The organism is Pseudomonas frederiksbergensis, from assembly GCF_900105495.1.
Lineage (GTDB): Bacteria > Pseudomonadota > Gammaproteobacteria > Pseudomonadales > Pseudomonadaceae > Aquipseudomonas > Aquipseudomonas frederiksbergensis.
Map to the genome: position 1 here is coordinate 3,960,951 of NZ_FNTF01000002.1, position 14,997 is coordinate 3,975,947.

Below are 14,997 nucleotides of genomic sequence, written 5' to 3' on the forward strand. Positions count from 1 at the left end.
CCGGCATCCCCTGTAGCAGCTGACGAGCAGCGCGAGGCTGCGTTCGGCTGCGAAGCAGTCGTGAAATCAGACACCGCGGTGCATCAGAAAAAACTCGCAGGCAGGATTGACGACTGCTCTGCAGCCGAACGCAGCCTCGCGCTGCTCGACAGCTGCTACACCGCCGAACGCAGGCTCGCGCTGCTCGACAGCTGCTACACCGCCGAACGCAGGCTCGGCGTCGTTACACCCGGAACTGCTTGAGCAGCCCGTTCAATTGCTCACTCAATTCCTTCAGGTGGACGCTGGCCACGCTCGACTGTTCGGCGGCCAGCGCAGTGCTGTGGGACAAACCGGCGGCCTGGGTGACGTTCTGATTGATGTCCTCGACCACATGCGCCTGTTGCAAGGTCGCGCTGGCGATGGAGGCGTTCAACCCGTTGAGGTTGCGCAGCGCCTGGGCAATGGCATTCAGGCTGGCGCCGGCCAGGCCGGCCTGCTCGATGGTCAACTGCGATGCACGGCTGCTGTCGCCGATCACTTTGACCGCCGCTTCGGAGTGACTTTGCAGGCGTTCGATCATCGACTGGATCTCGGCCGTGGACTTCTGGGTCCGCTGAGCGAGCAGTCGCACTTCATCGGCCACCACCGCAAAACCGCGACCTTGCTCGCCGGCGCGAGCAGCTTCGATGGCTGCGTTGAGGGCCAGCAGGTTGGTTTGCTCGGCGATGGAACGGATCACTTCGAGAACGCTGCCGATCTGCGTGCTTTCGGCGGCCAGGGTACGAATCACGTCCACTGCCTGATCGATGGTCGACGACAGTTTGTCGATCTGTTGCAGGCTGCCATCGATGTTGACCTGGCCTTGCTGCGCCTGAGACTCGGCATCGCGCATTTCACTGGCGGCGTGCTCGGCGTTTTTCGCGACGTCGTGGACGCCATACGTCACTTCATTAATGGCTGTGGCCACCAGTTCCATTTGCTGGGATTGTTGCTGGCTGCGTTGCTGGGCCTGGGCGGCGTCGTTGCCCAGTTCGCTGGAAGACTGGCCGAGGGCACTGGCAGACACTTGCAGCTCTCTGATCACCAGCCGCAGCTTGGCGGTGAAGGCGTTGAAGTGGCGTGCCAGTTGCGTGACTTCATCCTGGCCATGGGTGTCGAGGCTGCGGGTCAGGTCGCTTTCGCCGCTGGCGATGTTGGCCATGGCGTTCACGGTTTCCTGCAAGGGACGCACGATGCTGCGGGCGATCAGGATGACCAGCAGCGCCATGATCAGCGCAATCACCAGCCCCACGAATGTGGCCTTCCAGACCTGACCATAGAACTCGGCCTGCATGTCATCGATATACACGCCGGAACCGATTATCCAACCCCAGGGCTCGAAGAGTTTGATGTAGGACGTTTTTTCTACCGGAGCGCTCGCGCCCGGTTTCGGCCAGCGATAGTCGACGGTACCGGCCCCCTTGGACTTGGCGACGGCGACCATTTCATTAAACAGGGCAAAACCGTCCGGGTCGCGGATCGCCGAGAGGTTCTGGCCGTCGAGTTTCGGGTTGGCCGGGTGCATGATCATCACCGGCGTCAGGTCATTGATCCAGAAGTAGTCATTCTGGTCATAACGCAGACCGCGAACGGCGCTCAGTGCCTGCTTCTGCGCCGCATCGCGAGTGAGGGTGCCGGCAGTTTCGAGGCCATGGTAATAAGTCAGAATGCCGCTGGCGGTTTGCACCACATGCTGGGTTTTCTGGGCCTTGGCCTGGTACAGGTCATCGTGAATCTGCTTGAGCATCAAGACGCCCAACGTCATTAGCATCAGGACGGCCACGATCAAGATGAGCCACAAGCGTCGGCTGATCGACATACTGCGCAAGCTGTTCATAACGCTGTCACTCCGGTTTCTTTTTCTTGTAAAAAATGATCGCCAGCATCCAACCACACTTTGCCAATCGGTCATATCCGACCCAAGTCCAACAACGCGGCAGCGTTAATCAGACTTGTCTGATAGGATTTCGGCCCCGCGCGGAAAAACCTGAATCCAAGTCGATTTTTCACGGAATTTTTATGGTTTCGTCCGGATTCTATGCGTGCGGCGCAGCAGCGACGCTGACCGCAGTCAACGTTGTGAAAAAATATTAATGGGGCATGCCGTAGCGCATTGCTTCTTGGGGGATTGATGGATCTTTGGACTGCCTTTTCGGCGTTGATACTTGGGGTGGTAGAAGGGCTGACGGAGTTTTTACCGATTTCCAGTACCGGTCACCAAATCATCGTGGCGGACTTGCTCAATTTCGGTGGCGAACGGGCCATCGCTTTCAACATCATCATTCAGCTGGGGGCGATTCTGGCGGTGGTGTGGGAGTTCCGCCGCAAGATCTTCGATGTGGTCATCGGTTTGCCGACCCAGCCGAGCGCTCGACGCTTTACCGCGAACCTGTTGATTGCGTTCATGCCGGCCGTGGTACTTGGGGTGATTTTTTCCGATTTGATCCACGAGTACCTGTTCAACCCGATCACTGTCGCGACGGCGTTGGTTGTGGGCGGGATCGTCATGTTGTGGGCCGAAAAGCGTCAGCATGAAGTGCATGCCGAAACTGTTGACGACATCACTTGGAAAGATGCCCTGAAAGTCGGCTTCGCCCAGTGCCTGGCGATGATTCCCGGGACGTCACGCTCCGGCTCCACGATCATTGGTGGCTTGTTGTTCGGGCTGTCGCGCAAGACCGCTACCGAGTTCTCGTTCTTTCTGGCGATGCCGACCATGGTCGCTGCGGCGGTTTACTCGGGCTACAAGTATCGCGACCTGTTCGTTCCGTCTGATTTTCCGGTGTTCGCGATCGGTTTTGTCACGGCGTTCATCTTCGCGATGATTGCCGTCAGAGCCTTGCTCGTGTTCATCGGCAGCCATAGCTATGCGGCGTTCGCCTGGTATCGCATCGCGTTCGGCCTGGTCATCCTGGCCACCTGGCAGTTCGGCTGGGTCGACTGGACGGCGGTCAAGCCATGAATGATGGCAGCACGCGCAACAACCCCGGACGCAAGCCCTCAGGAGTGATTCGCAATCTCCAGCTGAAACTGTTGGTGTTTGCGGTCCTGTGCACGTTGCCGCTGTTTGGCTCGATCTCGTTGTGGCTGCGTGGGGTTTCGGTGATTCCCCTGGTGGCTTACGGGGTCGTCAGCCTGCTGGCGTTCTTGCTGTACTGGAGCGACAAGCGCAAGGCACGCTCTGACCATTGGCGCACGCCGGAAAACGTGTTGCATGCGGTGGAATTTGCCGGAGGCTGGCCGGGCGCCTTGCTGGCGCAGCAGCTGTTCCGTCACAAGACGCGCAAGCTCTCGTATCAGTTGGTGTTCTGGAGCATCGTGCTGATGCATCAGGTGTTCTGGATCGATCAATTGTTTCTGGGTGCAAATCTGCTGGCGCTGTTTTAAAGCAGCAGCCCGACCTGGGTGCGCTTGGGCAACTTGCTCACCACCAATTGATGGGAACGCTGCAACAAACCTTGCAGCTCTTCACGGCCCAGCGGGTAGGGCGTTTCCATGATGATCCACTGAGCCCGCGCCAGATACGGCGCCGGGCGAATTCCCGGGCGGTCGCAATGACCGAGAAACAAGTCCTTGTCGACCTTGAAGGCCAGGGAATCGCCCCGCAGATTCTGCAAGGCAAACATCTTGTTCCCGGCAATCGAAAACACCCTTACGCCACCCCACTTGTAGTCTTCCCGCGCACCCGGCAGCGCGAGACAGAATTGCGCGACATCTTCTTCGCTCATACGTCCAGCTTTCATATCAGTCGGTCCCCGCAGGCATTGAATGATTCGATCAAATGGTCGAGCCAGGCGCGTACGGCCGGCATCACTCCGCGCCGATGAGGGTAGACCGCTTGCAGCCAGCCGCCAGGCAACGACCAGTCGGGCAGCAACTGTACCAGCGAGCCGTCTTGCAGTTCCTGCTCGCAGTACATCATCGGCAGCATGGTAAAGCCCTGGCCGGCGAGGGTGCAGGCCTTGCGCACGATAAAGTCATCGATGCCCAATCGCGCTTCGAGGGTGAGGTCGCAGCTTTTGCCCTGTTGGTCGAGCAGGCGGATATGCACCAGGCGATCAGCTTCCAGGGCACCGAGCACGGGCAGGTTTCTCAAGTCTTCGGGGTGATTGATTTCACGTCCTTGCAAAAAACCGGGGCTGGCAACCATCGCCATCTGCGCCTGGCGCAAACGTCGGGTGACCAACAGCGGATCCTCATCGCCCAAATCACGCACCCGCAACGCCACATCGACGCCCTCGGTCACCAGGTCGACGCGGCGGTTGAGCAACATGACTTCAAGCTGAACCTGAGGATACTTCTCAAGGAAATCGCTGATCACTGTCGGCAGAATTTCGTGGGCCAACCCGACGGGGCAGGACACCCGCAACCGCCCGCGAGGTTCGCTGGACATACTGGCCACGGCTTCGTCGGCCATTTCGGCTTCCAGCAGCATTGCCTGACAGTGCCGCAAGTAACGTTCACCGACGGCGGTCAGCTTCAGTTGTCGGGTGGTGCGTTGCAGCAGGCGCGCGCCGAGGCGCTCTTCCAGCTCGGCGATGCGCCGCGACAATCGCGACTTGGGAATGCCGAGCAAACGCCCGGCCGCGGCGAAACCTCCGGCTTCAACCACCTTGGCGAAGTAGTAAAGATCATTGAGGTCTTGCATGGTGGGCGCTCGATTGTTCTATCAGTGGGACGAACTATCGCATCGTTGCAGTCTAATCAGCTATTGGTTTCGCCTGTAGGATTCTCCCCATCAGATCGCCACGTAGCGATCCTCACCTGGAGATCCCCCCATGAAACTGCTGCATATCGATTCGAGCATTCTTGGTGATAACTCGGCTTCCCGTCAGCTGAGTAGCGAAGTCGTTAAAGCCTGGCAAACCGCCGAGCCGACGGCCGTGGTGACCTACCGCGACCTGGCCGCCGATGCCATCAGCCATTTCTCCGCCACGACCCTGGTCGCCGCCGGCACCACCGCTGAACTGCGCAATGCCGCCCAGCAGCACGAAGCCGAGTTGAGTGCCACCACCCTGGCCGAGTTCCTCGCCGCCGATGCCGTGGTGATTGCAGCTCCGATGTACAACTTCACCATCCCGACCCAACTCAAGGCCTGGATCGACCGCATCGCCGTCGCCGGTCAGACTTTCCGTTACACCGAAGCCGGTCCTGAAGGCCTGTGCGGTGGCAAGAAAGTCGTCATCGTATCGACTTCCGGTGGCCTGCATGCCGGTCAAGCGACTGGCGTGGCTCACGAAGAGTACTTGAAGGTGCTGTTCGGCTTCATCGGCATCACCGACCTCGAGTTCGTCCGTGCCCATGGCCTTGCCTACGGTGACGAAGTCCGCACCAAAGCCATGAGCGACGCGCACACGCAAATCAGCGAGCAGTTGTTCGCCGCCGCGTAAGGCCTTTGTAAAGAAAATCAAACAGCTCGAGCAGCACTCAAAAAACTCTGTATTCTGATCACGCAAGTGCCAGATACGGAGTTTTTTGTTTCTGGCTGTTTCTTGCTGTTGGAATTTCATTAAATAGTGGCCCGAGTCATGCAGTCGAGGGTTAACGTCCCCGGTCAGTAGCCAGGTGGAACCTTCCATGGTGCGTCTTTGTGCAACCTTGCTGATTTGCCTGCTCAGCAGCCTGAACTCGGTGCACGCCGCGCCTGCGCCGCATCCTCACTGGAGCGTCGGCTTCCATGAGATGAGTTTCCTTGACCCTCTGGATTTGCAGCCGATGCGCGCCATCGCCTTCTATCCTTCCAGCGACAAGGAACACTCCAGCCTCCTCGAGGGCTACACGGTCGAAGCGGGCGAAGACACGCGAGTCGCTATCGGTCGTTTCCCGATGCTGATGCTGTCCCACGGCAACACCGGAACCCCGCTGGCCTTGCACGACCTCGCCACGTCGCTGGCACGCAAAGGGTTTGTGGTGGTGGCGGTGATCCATCCCGGTGACAACTCCAAGGACCACAGCCGCCTCGGTACGTTGAGTAACCTTTACGGTCGGCCCATCCAGATTTCCGAAGCCATCACCGCGACGCTGGGCGACCGAATGCTCGCGCCCTTCGTCAATGCCGATCAGATCGGTGTAATCGGTTATTCGGCGGGCGGGGAGACGGCGCTGATTCTGTCCGGCGCGACACCCGACCTGGACCGTCTGCGCCGCTATTGTCAGGAGCGCCCGGACGACCGCGATGCCTGCAACACCCAAGGCGAATTGATTGCGGATCGTGATGACTTGCAACCGGTGGCAGACCCGCGGGTTCGCGCCTTGCTGCTCATGGCGCCGTTGAGCCTGAAGTTTGGCCGCCATACCCTGGCCGACGTACATGTGCCGGTGCTGCTCTACAGCGGCGACGGCGACAAACTGGTGGCGTTCGACAAGAATGCCGCCGCCCTGGCGCGCAAACTGCCGATTGCACCGGACTTCAAGTTGCTGGCGGGGGCAGGGCACTTTGTGTTCCTGGCGCCGTGCAACGAAGAGCAGATCATCGCCATGCCGGCGCTGTGTACCGATGCCGATGGCGTCGATCGCAAAGACATCCATCGCAACATGATTTCCGAAGCCGGGCGTTTTTTCTCACACGCACTGGCCAAGCCGACCCGCGCCGGAATGCAGACTGCCGATCAATAAGAAATCCTTGTAGGAGTGTCAGGCCATTGCGCGGCGTTTCAGTAACAACGTCAGTCCGAGACCAGTTACAGACAACAACGCCGCACTGAAGAAAATCCACGAATACCCCAGGTTCAACGCCACGGCGCCCATCAACGGCCCTGCAATCGCCAGCGCCAGGTCGAAAAACACCGCGTAAGCACTCAACCCCGCCCCGCGGCTGGAATTGGGCACTTGCTTGATCGCTTCGACCCCCAGCGCCGGATACACCAGCGACAGACCGAACCCGGTCAGGCCTGCGCCGATCAGCGCATAACCGGTCGAAGGCGCGAGCCACAGCAACACCAGGCCCACCGTTTCAATGCTCATGCAGGCAATGGCCGAGGTGAATCCACCAAAACGGCTGATGCTGGAGATGAACAACAGTCGCGCCAATATGAAACACACGCCGAACACCGTCAGGCAGTAAGCCGCGCCGGCCCAGCCACGGCTGACGTAATACAGGGTAATAAAAGTGGTTAACGTGCCGTAACCGATGGAGGCGAGGCTCAGGCTCGCGCCGAACGGCGCAATGCGCCCGAACACCGCCCAGAACGGCAGGCGCTCGCCGCGAATCACCGGCACCGAGGGTTTGTTTCGGATCAGCACCAACGCCGCCAGCGCCAGCACCGACAGCGCGATCCCAAGACTGGCGAATCCCAGTTCACCGACCATCACCACGCCAAGCGGCGCACCGATGGCAATGGCGCCGTAGGAGGCAATGCCGTTCCAGGAGATCGATCGCGCGGTATGTTCCGTGCCCACCTGACCCATGCACCAACTGATGGTGCCGACCCCGATCAGGCCCTGGGCAATCCCCAGCAACAAGCGGCCGGCGATCAGGATCAACAGGCTCAGTAACGGAAGACTTTGCAGCAACGTTGAAATCAACGTCAGCACGCCGCTCAGCACAATCCCCGATAACCCGTAAACAATCGCCCGCTTGGTGCCGATGCTGTCCGACAGACGCCCGGCCATCGGGCGGCTGAGCAGGGTGGCCAGGTATTGAGAGCCGATGGTCAGCCCCGCGATGATCGCGCTGAAACCCAACTGCTCGTGGACATACCCCGGCAACACCGCAATTGGCAGACCGATGCAGAGGAAGGCAATAAAGGTATAAAAGACGATGGAGACGATCTGCAGGGTGATCGCCAGGGAGCTTTGCGGTGGCAGCTGCTGCACAGACATGAGGGCTCGTTCGCGGGCGGCGGTAGGAGAACCGCATCATGGCGTGGGCGCAAAATAAAAGAAAGCAGGCTAACTACTTTCTCCTGAGCCAATCGTTCCCACGCTCTGCGTGGGAATGCAGCCCGGGACGCTCCGCGTCCCATCAGAAGCCGAACGCGGAGCGTCCGTTGAGGCATTTCCACGCAGAGCGTGGAACGATCAGACCCTGAAATGCAAAAAGCCCCGTCACCAGGACAGGGCTTTTCAGTTTCGGCAGCTTTTTAGAACACAACGCCCTGGCTACGCAGGTAGTCGTCATAGGTACCGCTGAAGTCGATCACGCCGCTAGGGCTGAGTTCGATAATGCGGGTAGCCAACGACGATACGAACTCACGGTCGTGGCTGACGAAGATCAGCGTGCCCGGGTAGTTCTCCAGCGCCAGGTTCAGCGCCTCGATGGATTCCATGTCCAAGTGGTTGGTCGGTTCGTCCATGATCAGCACGTTCGGCTTTTGCAGGATCAGCTTGCCGAACAGCATGCGACCTTGCTCACCACCGGAGATGACCTTGACCGACTTGAGGATCTCGTCGTTGGAGAACAGCATACGGCCGAGGGTACCGCGAACGATTTGCTCGCCGCCCTGGGTCCACTGGCCCATCCAGTCGAACAGGTTGCAGTCGTCTTCGAAGTCGTGCGCGTGGTCCTGGGCGTAGTAGCCCAGTTCCGCGGCGTCGGTCCATTTCACGGTGCCGGCATCCGGGGTCAGTTCGTTGACCAGGGTGCGCAGCAAGGTGGTTTTGCCGATGCCGTTCGGGCCGATGATCGCCACGCGCTCGCCGGCTTCAACCTGGAAGCTGAAGTCCTTGAACAGGGTCTTGCCGTCGAAGCCTTTGGCCATGCGCTCGACGATGACCGCCTGACGGTGCAGCTTCTTGGTTTGTTCGAAACGGATGAACGGGCTCACGCGGCTCGAAGGCTTGACCTCGGCCAGCTGGATCTTGTCGATCGCCTTGGCGCGGGACGTGGCCTGCTTGGCTTTCGAGGCGTTGGCCGAGAAGCGGCTGACGAACGATTGCAGTTCGGAGATCTGCGCTTTCTTCTTGGCGTTGTCCGACAGCAGTTGCTCGCGGGACTGGGTCGCCACGGTCATGTACTCGTCGTAGTTGCCCGGGAACAGGCGCAACTCGCCGTAATCCAGGTCAGCCATGTGGGTGCACACGCTGTTCAGGAAGTGACGGTCGTGAGAGATGATGATCATCAGGCTGGAGCGCTGGGTCAGGATGTTTTCCAGCCAGCGGATGGTGTTGATGTCCAGGTGGTTGGTCGGTTCGTCGAGCAACAACACTTCAGGATCGGAGAACAGCGCCTGGGCCAGCAATACGCGCAGTTTCCAGCCTGGGGACACTTCGCTCATCGGGCCGAAGTGTTGCTCGATGCCGATACCCAGGCCCAGCAACAGTTCGCCAGCACGGGATTCGGCAGTGTAGCCGTCCATTTCGGCGAATTCGGTTTCCAGCTCGGCAACGGCCATGCCGTCTTCTTCGGTCATTTCCGGCAGCGAGTAGATACGGTCGCGCTCGGCCTTGACCTTCCACAGCTCTTCGTGACCCATGATCACGGTATCGATCACGGTGAATTCTTCGTAGGCGAACTGGTCCTGGCGCAATTTACCCAGACGCACGTTCGGCTCGAGCATGACCTGGCCGCCGGATGGCTCAAGATCGTTGCCGAGGATTTTCATGAAAGTCGACTTGCCGCAACCGTTAGCGCCGATCAGGCCGTAGCGGTTGCCCGCGGCGAATTTGACCGAAACGTTTTCGAATAGCGGCTTGGCGCCGAACTGCATCGTGATGTTAGCTGTAGAGATCAAAGGTTTTTCCTGCGAAGCATTCAGAGTAGCTAGGGGTGCGGCAGTACCGATTCAGTACCCGTTTCCGGTATTCGAACCATAGGAAATGCATCCCGGTCAGAAGCGGAAGGTCCATCTGGCAATAAGTGGACAGCAGCATATGGAGCGCTTGGCCCGAGTCGAAGTGCGCTGAGACGGGGTTCATTCCCGTCATCAACCAAGGGGGGCGCGTAATGTTTGGCGGCGATTGTACTGGTCTGGCTCTTTAAACGATAGGGCGTTAAGGCCGCACGGCCACTTTGGCAGCATCAGTGGACAGTTTTTCACATCTGAAGGATAACTATTGGTTACAAACTGTGGCTAAAATGCCATCTGTCACCTGCTGCCGACAGACGGCGCAGGCTCAAGAACGGGCCATTCAGGACCGCTGTTGTTAATTCAGACGCTGCACAAGACCCTCGGGCCGATCGATCGGCAAGGGACGCAGTTTGTTCACTTCTGACGTGTGACGATTTTTGTGAAATTGATCATTGCCGCTATATATGTTGTATCCATCGCGTACGTCCACTTGCGCGGACGTGTGCGCCACAAGCTGGGGCGCCAACTGAGCGACCACTCGACGTTTCTGGCGCCGATCAACTGCTTCCTTTATATGTTCTCGAAAATCCCCAACAAGCCTTTTCTCAACCCGGCCGACTTTCCCGATCTCACTCCGTTGCAGGACCATTGGGAAGAAATTCGCGCCGAGGGCCAGAACCTGCTCAGGGCCGGGGAGATCAAGCGCTCGAATCAATACGACGATGTCGGCTTCAACTCGTTCTTCAAGACGGGCTGGAAGCGTTTCTACCTGAAGTGGTACGGCGACAGCCATCCATCGGCGATGAAACTTTGCCCGCGCACAACCGAATTGGTGCAAAGCATCGGCTCGATCAAGGCTGCGATGTTCGCCGAGCTGCCGCCGGGCTCGAAGCTGGTGCGTCACCGCGATCCGTACGCCGGTTCCTACCGCTATCACCTGGGCCTGGAAACCCCGAACGATGCCGGTTGCTACATCAACGTCGATGGCGAGAACTACCACTGGCGCGACGGTGAGGCGGTCATGTTCGACGAGACCTTCATTCATTACGCCGAAAACACCACCGGGCAGAACCGCATCATTCTGTTCTGCGATGTTGAGCGGCCGTTGAAGTATCGCTGGGCGGCGGCGTTCAATGGCTGGTTCAGCCGTCATGTGATGTCGGCGGCGGGCGCGCCGAACGATGCGGGTGACAAGACCGGCGGTCTCAACCGCTTGTTCGCCAAGGTCTACAAGATTCGCCTGCGTGGCAAAGCGTTGAAGAAGCGTAACCGCAAGCTCTACTACCTCGAAAAGTGGGCGATTTTTGGCGGATTGCTGGCGATTTTTGTACTGATCTGAATGATCTGTTGCGGCGTATAAAGCCATCGCGAGCAGGCTCGCTCCCACAGTTAATCGCGATCACCTGTGGGAGCGAGCCTGCTCGCGATGGGGCAGTAATATTCACCGCAAACTTTCAATCAGCCACGAGAAGTCTTCGTGGCTTTTTTGTTTACGGCGGGTTTCGCAGCGGGCTTCGTTTTACCCGTGCTCTTACCGCCGAGGCTGCGTTTAAGCAATTCGGTCAGATCGATAACATCCGCCGTCTTACGCTCCTCTTCACCAGTTGCCGTTTCGACAGCTTCGATTTTTCCTTCGTTGGCCTTTTTCTCCACCAGCGCCATGATCTTGTCTTCAAAACTGTCGCGATAATCCTCGGGGCTCCAGTCTGCGCTCATGTCCTCAACCAGTCGTTTGGCCATCTCTAGCTCACCCTTGGCCAGTTGGGGCTTGGTGACTTCACTGCCCAACTCAAGCGTATCCAGGCTTCGCACTTCGGCAGGCCAGCGCAGCATCACCAATACCATCGCCGACTCCAGCGGCATCAAAGCCGCAAGGTGCTGGCGCGTGTGCAGCACAACATGAGCCAGGGCGACTTTATTGGTTTGGCTTAACGTTTCGCGCAACAGCGCATAGACCTTGCCACCGCGTTTGTCCGGCGCGAGGTAGTAGGGCGTATCAATGTTTTGCAGGGGGATCTGCTCGCTGTCGACAAAAGAAAAGATGTCGATGGTCTGGGTGGACAGCGGGTGCGCCGACTTGATTTCCTCTTCGCTGAGGACCACATACCGGCCCTTTTCATACTGCACACCTTTAACGATATGTTCCTTGGTCACTTCCTTGCCGGTGACCTTGTTGATGCGCTTGTAACCCACCGGGTCCATGCTGCGGCTGTCGAGCCAGTCGAAATCGATCCCTTGCGAGGACGTCGCCGAGACCAGTGCCACAGGGATATGCACCAGACCGAAACTGATCGCGCCTTTCCAGATTGCCCGTGCCATGGTCGTCTTCTCGCGAGTGATGTTCAGGTGACCTGTGTCCTGGCGTAAAAGTTTCAGTGGCTTGCGGCCTGGTCCAGTGGGGGATGAACGGCGTTCTCAACTTCGTGTTACATCTTGCCGAGGAGGTTTTAGTTAACAAAACCGAACCCCGGGCGTAGCGTGATATCGAAGTTCCAATCCCCCTGATGTCGAGAGGCTCCCCCATGAACAGATTTGTGCTCGGCTGCACCGCGTTGGCACTGAGTGGCGTGCTGAGCAATCTGGTCCAGGCTGACACCACATCGCCACCTTTTTCATTGCTGTTGGCCCAGAGCCCGACGGGCAACTCCAGCAATCCTTACAACAGCCCGATTCTCCGGGCCAATCCCAACAGCATGCAAGGCACGCAACCCGGCGCGCCGGTCATTCGTGGGCCAAACACAGTGCCCGTGCCTCGCCCTCCGACGCTGGACAATGGTGGCATCGGCAACCGCTATCCCCAGGATCGCTCGCCTCCCGCCACTCCACCGAAATTCATTCCCAATCCACCTCATCGAGACGCAAACACCAGCAACCGTTGAACGGCACGATAGTGTTCTTGCCAGCCATTCGAACGACAAAAGGAATCGTGCATGTTGCGTAAAACCCTTCTGGCCACACTGTGTGCCAGCGCACTGATCACTGTCACCGCGCCGGTTTTCGCGGCGCCGACCCAGAACTTCAAAAGCGAACAGGGCACCCTTGAGGTGACGACCATGACCAAGGGGCTTGAACATCCCTGGGCCTTGGCGTTTCTTCCCGATCGCCAAGGAATGCTGGTGACCGAACGGCCCGGCAACCTGCGGGTGGTCAGCGCCGATGGCAAACTTTCCGCTCCGCTCAGTGGCGTGCCAAAGGTTTGGGCCAAGGGGCAGGGCGGTTTGCTAGATGTAGCGTTATCGCCCGACTTCAAGCAAGACCGCACGGTCTACTTGTCTTATGCCGAAGGTGGCGGTGAGGGCGACAGGGCCGGGACGGCAGTCGGGCGTGGGCGTCTCTCTGACGACCTCACCGCCATCAAGGATTTCAACGTGATCTTCCGCCAGGAACCCAAGCTTTCGGTCGGCAACCACTTTGGTTCGCGCCTGGTGTTTGACCGCGACGGCTATCTGTTCATCACCCTTGGCGAGAACAATGACCGTCCGACTGCTCAGGACCTCGACAAGCTGCAAGGCAAGGTCGTGCGGATCTACCCGGACGGCAGGGTGCCGGATGACAACCCTTTTGTCGGTCAGGCTGGCGTACGCCCGGAGATCTGGTCCTACGGCCAGCGCAATCCGCAAGGCGCGGCGCTCAACCCTTGGACCGGCACCCTCTGGGAAAACGAACACGGTCCCCAGGGAGGCGATGAAATCAACATCATCGAGCGTGGCAAGAATTACGGCTGGCCGATGGCAACCCATGGCATCAACTATTCCGGCCAACCGATTCCGGAAGCCACGGGCAAGACCGCCGAAGGCACCGTCGGCCCGCGCCACGTCTGGGAAAAGTCCCCCGGCCTCAGCGGTATGGCGTTCTATGACGCTGACCGTTTCAAAGCCTGGCAGCACAATGTGTTTATCGGCGCGCTGGTGAGCCAGGAGTTGATTCGCTTGCAGTTCGATGGCGACAAGGTCGTTCACGAAGAGCGATTGCTGAGCGAACTCAACAAGCGCATTCGCGATGTGCGGCAAGGCCCGGACGGGTATTTGTATGTGCTGACCGATGAGGACGACGGCGGCCTGTACAGGATCGGCCTCAAGTAACGCATCCCTGTAGCCGCTCATGATCGGGTGTACAGAACCACTGCCGCGCGCAACTTGCCTCGTCCGAAGCTGCTCATCTTGTCGAATTCGCCATGGCTGACCGGCAGATGCTGGCAGTCCATGGGTTGGCGATGCTGGCTGTGATCGACATCCGGGTCATGCAGGTAGACGAACTCTTCATCGCAATCGGTGACGATCACCCAATGCGGCGATTTGGAACGGGTCAGTCGATAGCTGCTGATCAACACCAGCGGTTGTCCGCCACCGTCCAGTAACCGTGCAAGGTTCAGTGGTCCGCCGATCACTCGCTCCACATCAGTCTCCTGTAGCTGCGTGGTGAATTCCTCGTGTACCAACCGCATTACCTCTTTTTTATGCGCATCGCGTACGCCATCAAGAAACAGTGGCCCGGCCATGCTCAATTGCAAACGCACCCCAAAACCCCGTCGCCATGCCGCCAGCGCCAAGCCTTGAGGGCTGCAGCCACCATGGCCGGAAGTCATGAACACGGTGGTCGCTTCGCGCCAGATCTGCAGTTCTTCGCGCCGCTCCAGCACGCGATCCGCTTGCAGTGCGCCCATACCCATCAGCAGACAGGCCGGGCCGCAGGTGAAATCGGTGGTCTGCTGATACCAGGGCACCTTGATGTTGCGAGAGTCGCGGTGCTGGAGGATGCGCTTCTCCAGCCTCAGCGCGTCGGTATGGTCCTGGTAGTAATCGTGAATCAGTGCGAAGCGTCGGTAACCATTGCGCTCGTACAAAGCGATGGCTGCCGGGTTGTCGATGCGCACTTCCAGTCGCAGGTAGGCGCAGTCGTGCTCAAGGGCGCAGGCCTCGATGCGTTGGAGCAATTGTTTGCCCAGGCCGCTGCCGCGCGCGTCGGTGGCGATCGCAATCGAGTAAAGGCGCGCCAGCGAAGTGCCCCGGTGAAACAGCACCACGGCGTAACCGACCAAGTGCTCGCCACGCTGGGCCACCAGCAGTTGCCCGTGGGCCCGGGTGATCATCCATTGAAAACTGCGACGATTAAGCCGATCCGTGGTGAAACAGTGTTGTTCGAGTTCCAGCAGTGCTGGCAAGTCTTCAACCATCGCCAAGCGAAAAACCAGATTCATATGACCACCGTAAAAGTTACGTAACGAAACGGGACTTTCTAAAAAGTTCGT

The 14,997-nt window shown here is 58.9% G+C and carries 15 protein-coding genes; 8 read left to right on the plus strand and 7 right to left on the minus strand.

Features of this window, described 5'->3' with window-relative positions; genetic code table 11:
• Window positions 1-60: 60 nt before the first annotated feature.
• Entirely contained in the window at window positions 61-243 is a 183-nt protein-coding gene (locus BLW70_RS30890; RefSeq protein ID WP_174553768.1) for a hypothetical protein, read from the plus strand.
• Here the strand turns inward: BLW70_RS30890 and BLW70_RS18770 are convergent.
• Window positions 224-1,858, minus strand: coding sequence for a methyl-accepting chemotaxis protein (locus BLW70_RS18770; RefSeq protein ID WP_074876419.1), 1,635 nt, complete (start codon window positions 1,856-1,858; stop codon window positions 224-226). The genes BLW70_RS30890 and BLW70_RS18770 overlap by 20 nt on opposite strands.
• A gap of 294 nt (window positions 1,859-2,152) precedes the next feature.
• Here BLW70_RS18770 and BLW70_RS18775 point away from each other — a divergent pair, with 294 nt between their 5' ends.
• Window positions 2,153-2,983 (plus strand): undecaprenyl-diphosphate phosphatase, encoded by an 831-nt coding sequence (locus tag BLW70_RS18775; RefSeq protein ID WP_074876421.1) that lies wholly within the window; start codon window positions 2,153-2,155, stop codon window positions 2,981-2,983.
• A complete protein-coding gene (locus tag BLW70_RS18780; RefSeq protein ID WP_074876423.1) occupies window positions 2,980-3,408 on the plus strand; it encodes a DUF1294 domain-containing protein in 429 nt (142 codons plus the stop codon). Before BLW70_RS18775 ends, BLW70_RS18780 begins: the two co-directional genes overlap by 4 nt.
• Here the strand turns inward: BLW70_RS18780 and BLW70_RS18785 are convergent.
• Together BLW70_RS18785 and BLW70_RS18790 are read right to left on the minus strand one after the other, a co-directional pair.
• Window positions 3,405-3,764, minus strand: coding sequence for an MmcQ/YjbR family DNA-binding protein (locus BLW70_RS18785; RefSeq protein ID WP_074876425.1), 360 nt, complete (start codon window positions 3,762-3,764; stop codon window positions 3,405-3,407). The two genes, BLW70_RS18780 and BLW70_RS18785, sit on opposite strands and share 4 nt — an antisense overlap.
• Window positions 3,761-4,669 (minus strand): LysR substrate-binding domain-containing protein, encoded by a 909-nt coding sequence (locus BLW70_RS18790; RefSeq protein ID WP_074876427.1) that lies wholly within the window; start codon window positions 4,667-4,669, stop codon window positions 3,761-3,763. Before BLW70_RS18790 ends, BLW70_RS18785 begins: the two co-directional genes overlap by 4 nt.
• 130 nt (window positions 4,670-4,799) lie before the next feature.
• Between BLW70_RS18790 and BLW70_RS18795 the strand changes: the two genes are divergently transcribed.
• Window positions 4,800-5,411 (plus strand): FMN-dependent NADH-azoreductase, encoded by a 612-nt coding sequence (locus tag BLW70_RS18795; RefSeq protein ID WP_056740026.1) that lies wholly within the window; start codon window positions 4,800-4,802, stop codon window positions 5,409-5,411.
• Between the two features lie 187 nt (window positions 5,412-5,598).
• Window positions 5,599-6,636, plus strand: a complete 1,038-nt coding sequence (locus BLW70_RS18800; protein ID WP_074876429.1) for an alpha/beta hydrolase family protein — start codon at window positions 5,599-5,601, stop codon at window positions 6,634-6,636.
• A gap of 18 nt (window positions 6,637-6,654) precedes the next feature.
• Here the strand turns inward: BLW70_RS18800 and BLW70_RS18805 are convergent, their stop codons facing one another.
• Together BLW70_RS18805 and BLW70_RS18810 are read right to left on the minus strand one after the other, a co-directional pair.
• Complete coding sequence (locus BLW70_RS18805; RefSeq protein WP_074876431.1) at window positions 6,655-7,842, minus strand: MFS transporter; 1,188 nt, start codon at window positions 7,840-7,842, stop codon at window positions 6,655-6,657.
• Between the two features lie 260 nt (window positions 7,843-8,102).
• The gene (locus BLW70_RS18810) at window positions 8,103-9,692 is read right to left on the minus strand and encodes an ABC-F family ATPase (protein WP_074876433.1); all 1,590 of its coding nucleotides are present in this window, start codon (window positions 9,690-9,692) and stop codon (window positions 8,103-8,105) included.
• Between the two features lie 496 nt (window positions 9,693-10,188).
• Here BLW70_RS18810 and lpxO point away from each other — a divergent pair, with 496 nt between their 5' ends.
• Window positions 10,189-11,088 (plus strand): lipid A hydroxylase LpxO, encoded by a 900-nt coding sequence (gene lpxO, locus BLW70_RS18815; RefSeq protein ID WP_074880671.1) that lies wholly within the window; start codon window positions 10,189-10,191, stop codon window positions 11,086-11,088.
• A 119-nt stretch (window positions 11,089-11,207) separates the two neighbouring features.
• Here the strand turns inward: lpxO and ku are convergent, their stop codons facing one another.
• A complete protein-coding gene (ku, locus tag BLW70_RS18820; RefSeq protein ID WP_074876435.1) occupies window positions 11,208-12,068 on the minus strand; it encodes a non-homologous end joining protein Ku in 861 nt (286 codons plus the stop codon).
• A gap of 203 nt (window positions 12,069-12,271) precedes the next feature.
• On the opposite strand from ku, the gene BLW70_RS18825 reads away from it, so the two are divergent.
• A complete protein-coding gene (locus BLW70_RS18825; RefSeq protein WP_074876437.1) occupies window positions 12,272-12,628 on the plus strand; it encodes a hypothetical protein in 357 nt (118 codons plus the stop codon).
• 51 nt (window positions 12,629-12,679) lie between these two features.
• On the plus strand, window positions 12,680-13,831 hold the full coding sequence (locus BLW70_RS18830) for a PQQ-dependent sugar dehydrogenase (RefSeq protein ID WP_074876439.1): 1,152 nt from the start codon (window positions 12,680-12,682) through the stop codon (window positions 13,829-13,831).
• 17 nt (window positions 13,832-13,848) lie between these two features.
• Here the strand turns inward: BLW70_RS18830 and rimI are convergent, their stop codons facing one another.
• A complete protein-coding gene (rimI, locus tag BLW70_RS18835) occupies window positions 13,849-14,946 on the minus strand; it encodes a ribosomal protein S18-alanine N-acetyltransferase (RefSeq protein ID WP_074876441.1) in 1,098 nt (365 codons plus the stop codon).
• Between the last annotated feature and the right edge of the window lie 51 nt (window positions 14,947-14,997).

Excerpts from the sequence above, each read along its gene's own strand:
- BLW70_RS18780 (WP_074876423.1), top strand. The coding sequence starts at position 2,980 with ATGAATGATGGCAGCACGCGCAACAACCCCGGACGCAAGCCCTCAGGA.
- BLW70_RS18790 (WP_074876427.1), bottom strand. The coding sequence starts at position 4,669 with ATGCAAGACCTCAATGATCTTTACTACTTCGCCAAGGTGGTTGAAGCC.
- BLW70_RS18830 (WP_074876439.1), top strand. The coding sequence starts at position 12,680 with ATGTTGCGTAAAACCCTTCTGGCCACACTGTGTGCCAGCGCACTGATC.
- rimI (WP_074876441.1), bottom strand. The coding sequence starts at position 14,946 with ATGAATCTGGTTTTTCGCTTGGCGATGGTTGAAGACTTGCCAGCACTG.
- ku (WP_074876435.1), bottom strand. The coding sequence starts at position 12,068 with ATGGCACGGGCAATCTGGAAAGGCGCGATCAGTTTCGGTCTGGTGCAT.
- BLW70_RS18770 (WP_074876419.1), bottom strand. The coding sequence starts at position 1,858 with ATGAACAGCTTGCGCAGTATGTCGATCAGCCGACGCTTGTGGCTCATC.
- BLW70_RS18825 (WP_074876437.1), top strand. The coding sequence starts at position 12,272 with ATGAACAGATTTGTGCTCGGCTGCACCGCGTTGGCACTGAGTGGCGTG.
- BLW70_RS18795 (WP_056740026.1), top strand. The coding sequence starts at position 4,800 with ATGAAACTGCTGCATATCGATTCGAGCATTCTTGGTGATAACTCGGCT.
- BLW70_RS18785 (WP_074876425.1), bottom strand. The coding sequence starts at position 3,764 with ATGAAAGCTGGACGTATGAGCGAAGAAGATGTCGCGCAATTCTGTCTC.
- BLW70_RS18800 (WP_074876429.1), top strand. The coding sequence starts at position 5,599 with ATGGTGCGTCTTTGTGCAACCTTGCTGATTTGCCTGCTCAGCAGCCTG.
- BLW70_RS18805 (WP_074876431.1), bottom strand. The coding sequence starts at position 7,842 with ATGTCTGTGCAGCAGCTGCCACCGCAAAGCTCCCTGGCGATCACCCTG.
- BLW70_RS18775 (WP_074876421.1), top strand. The coding sequence starts at position 2,153 with ATGGATCTTTGGACTGCCTTTTCGGCGTTGATACTTGGGGTGGTAGAA.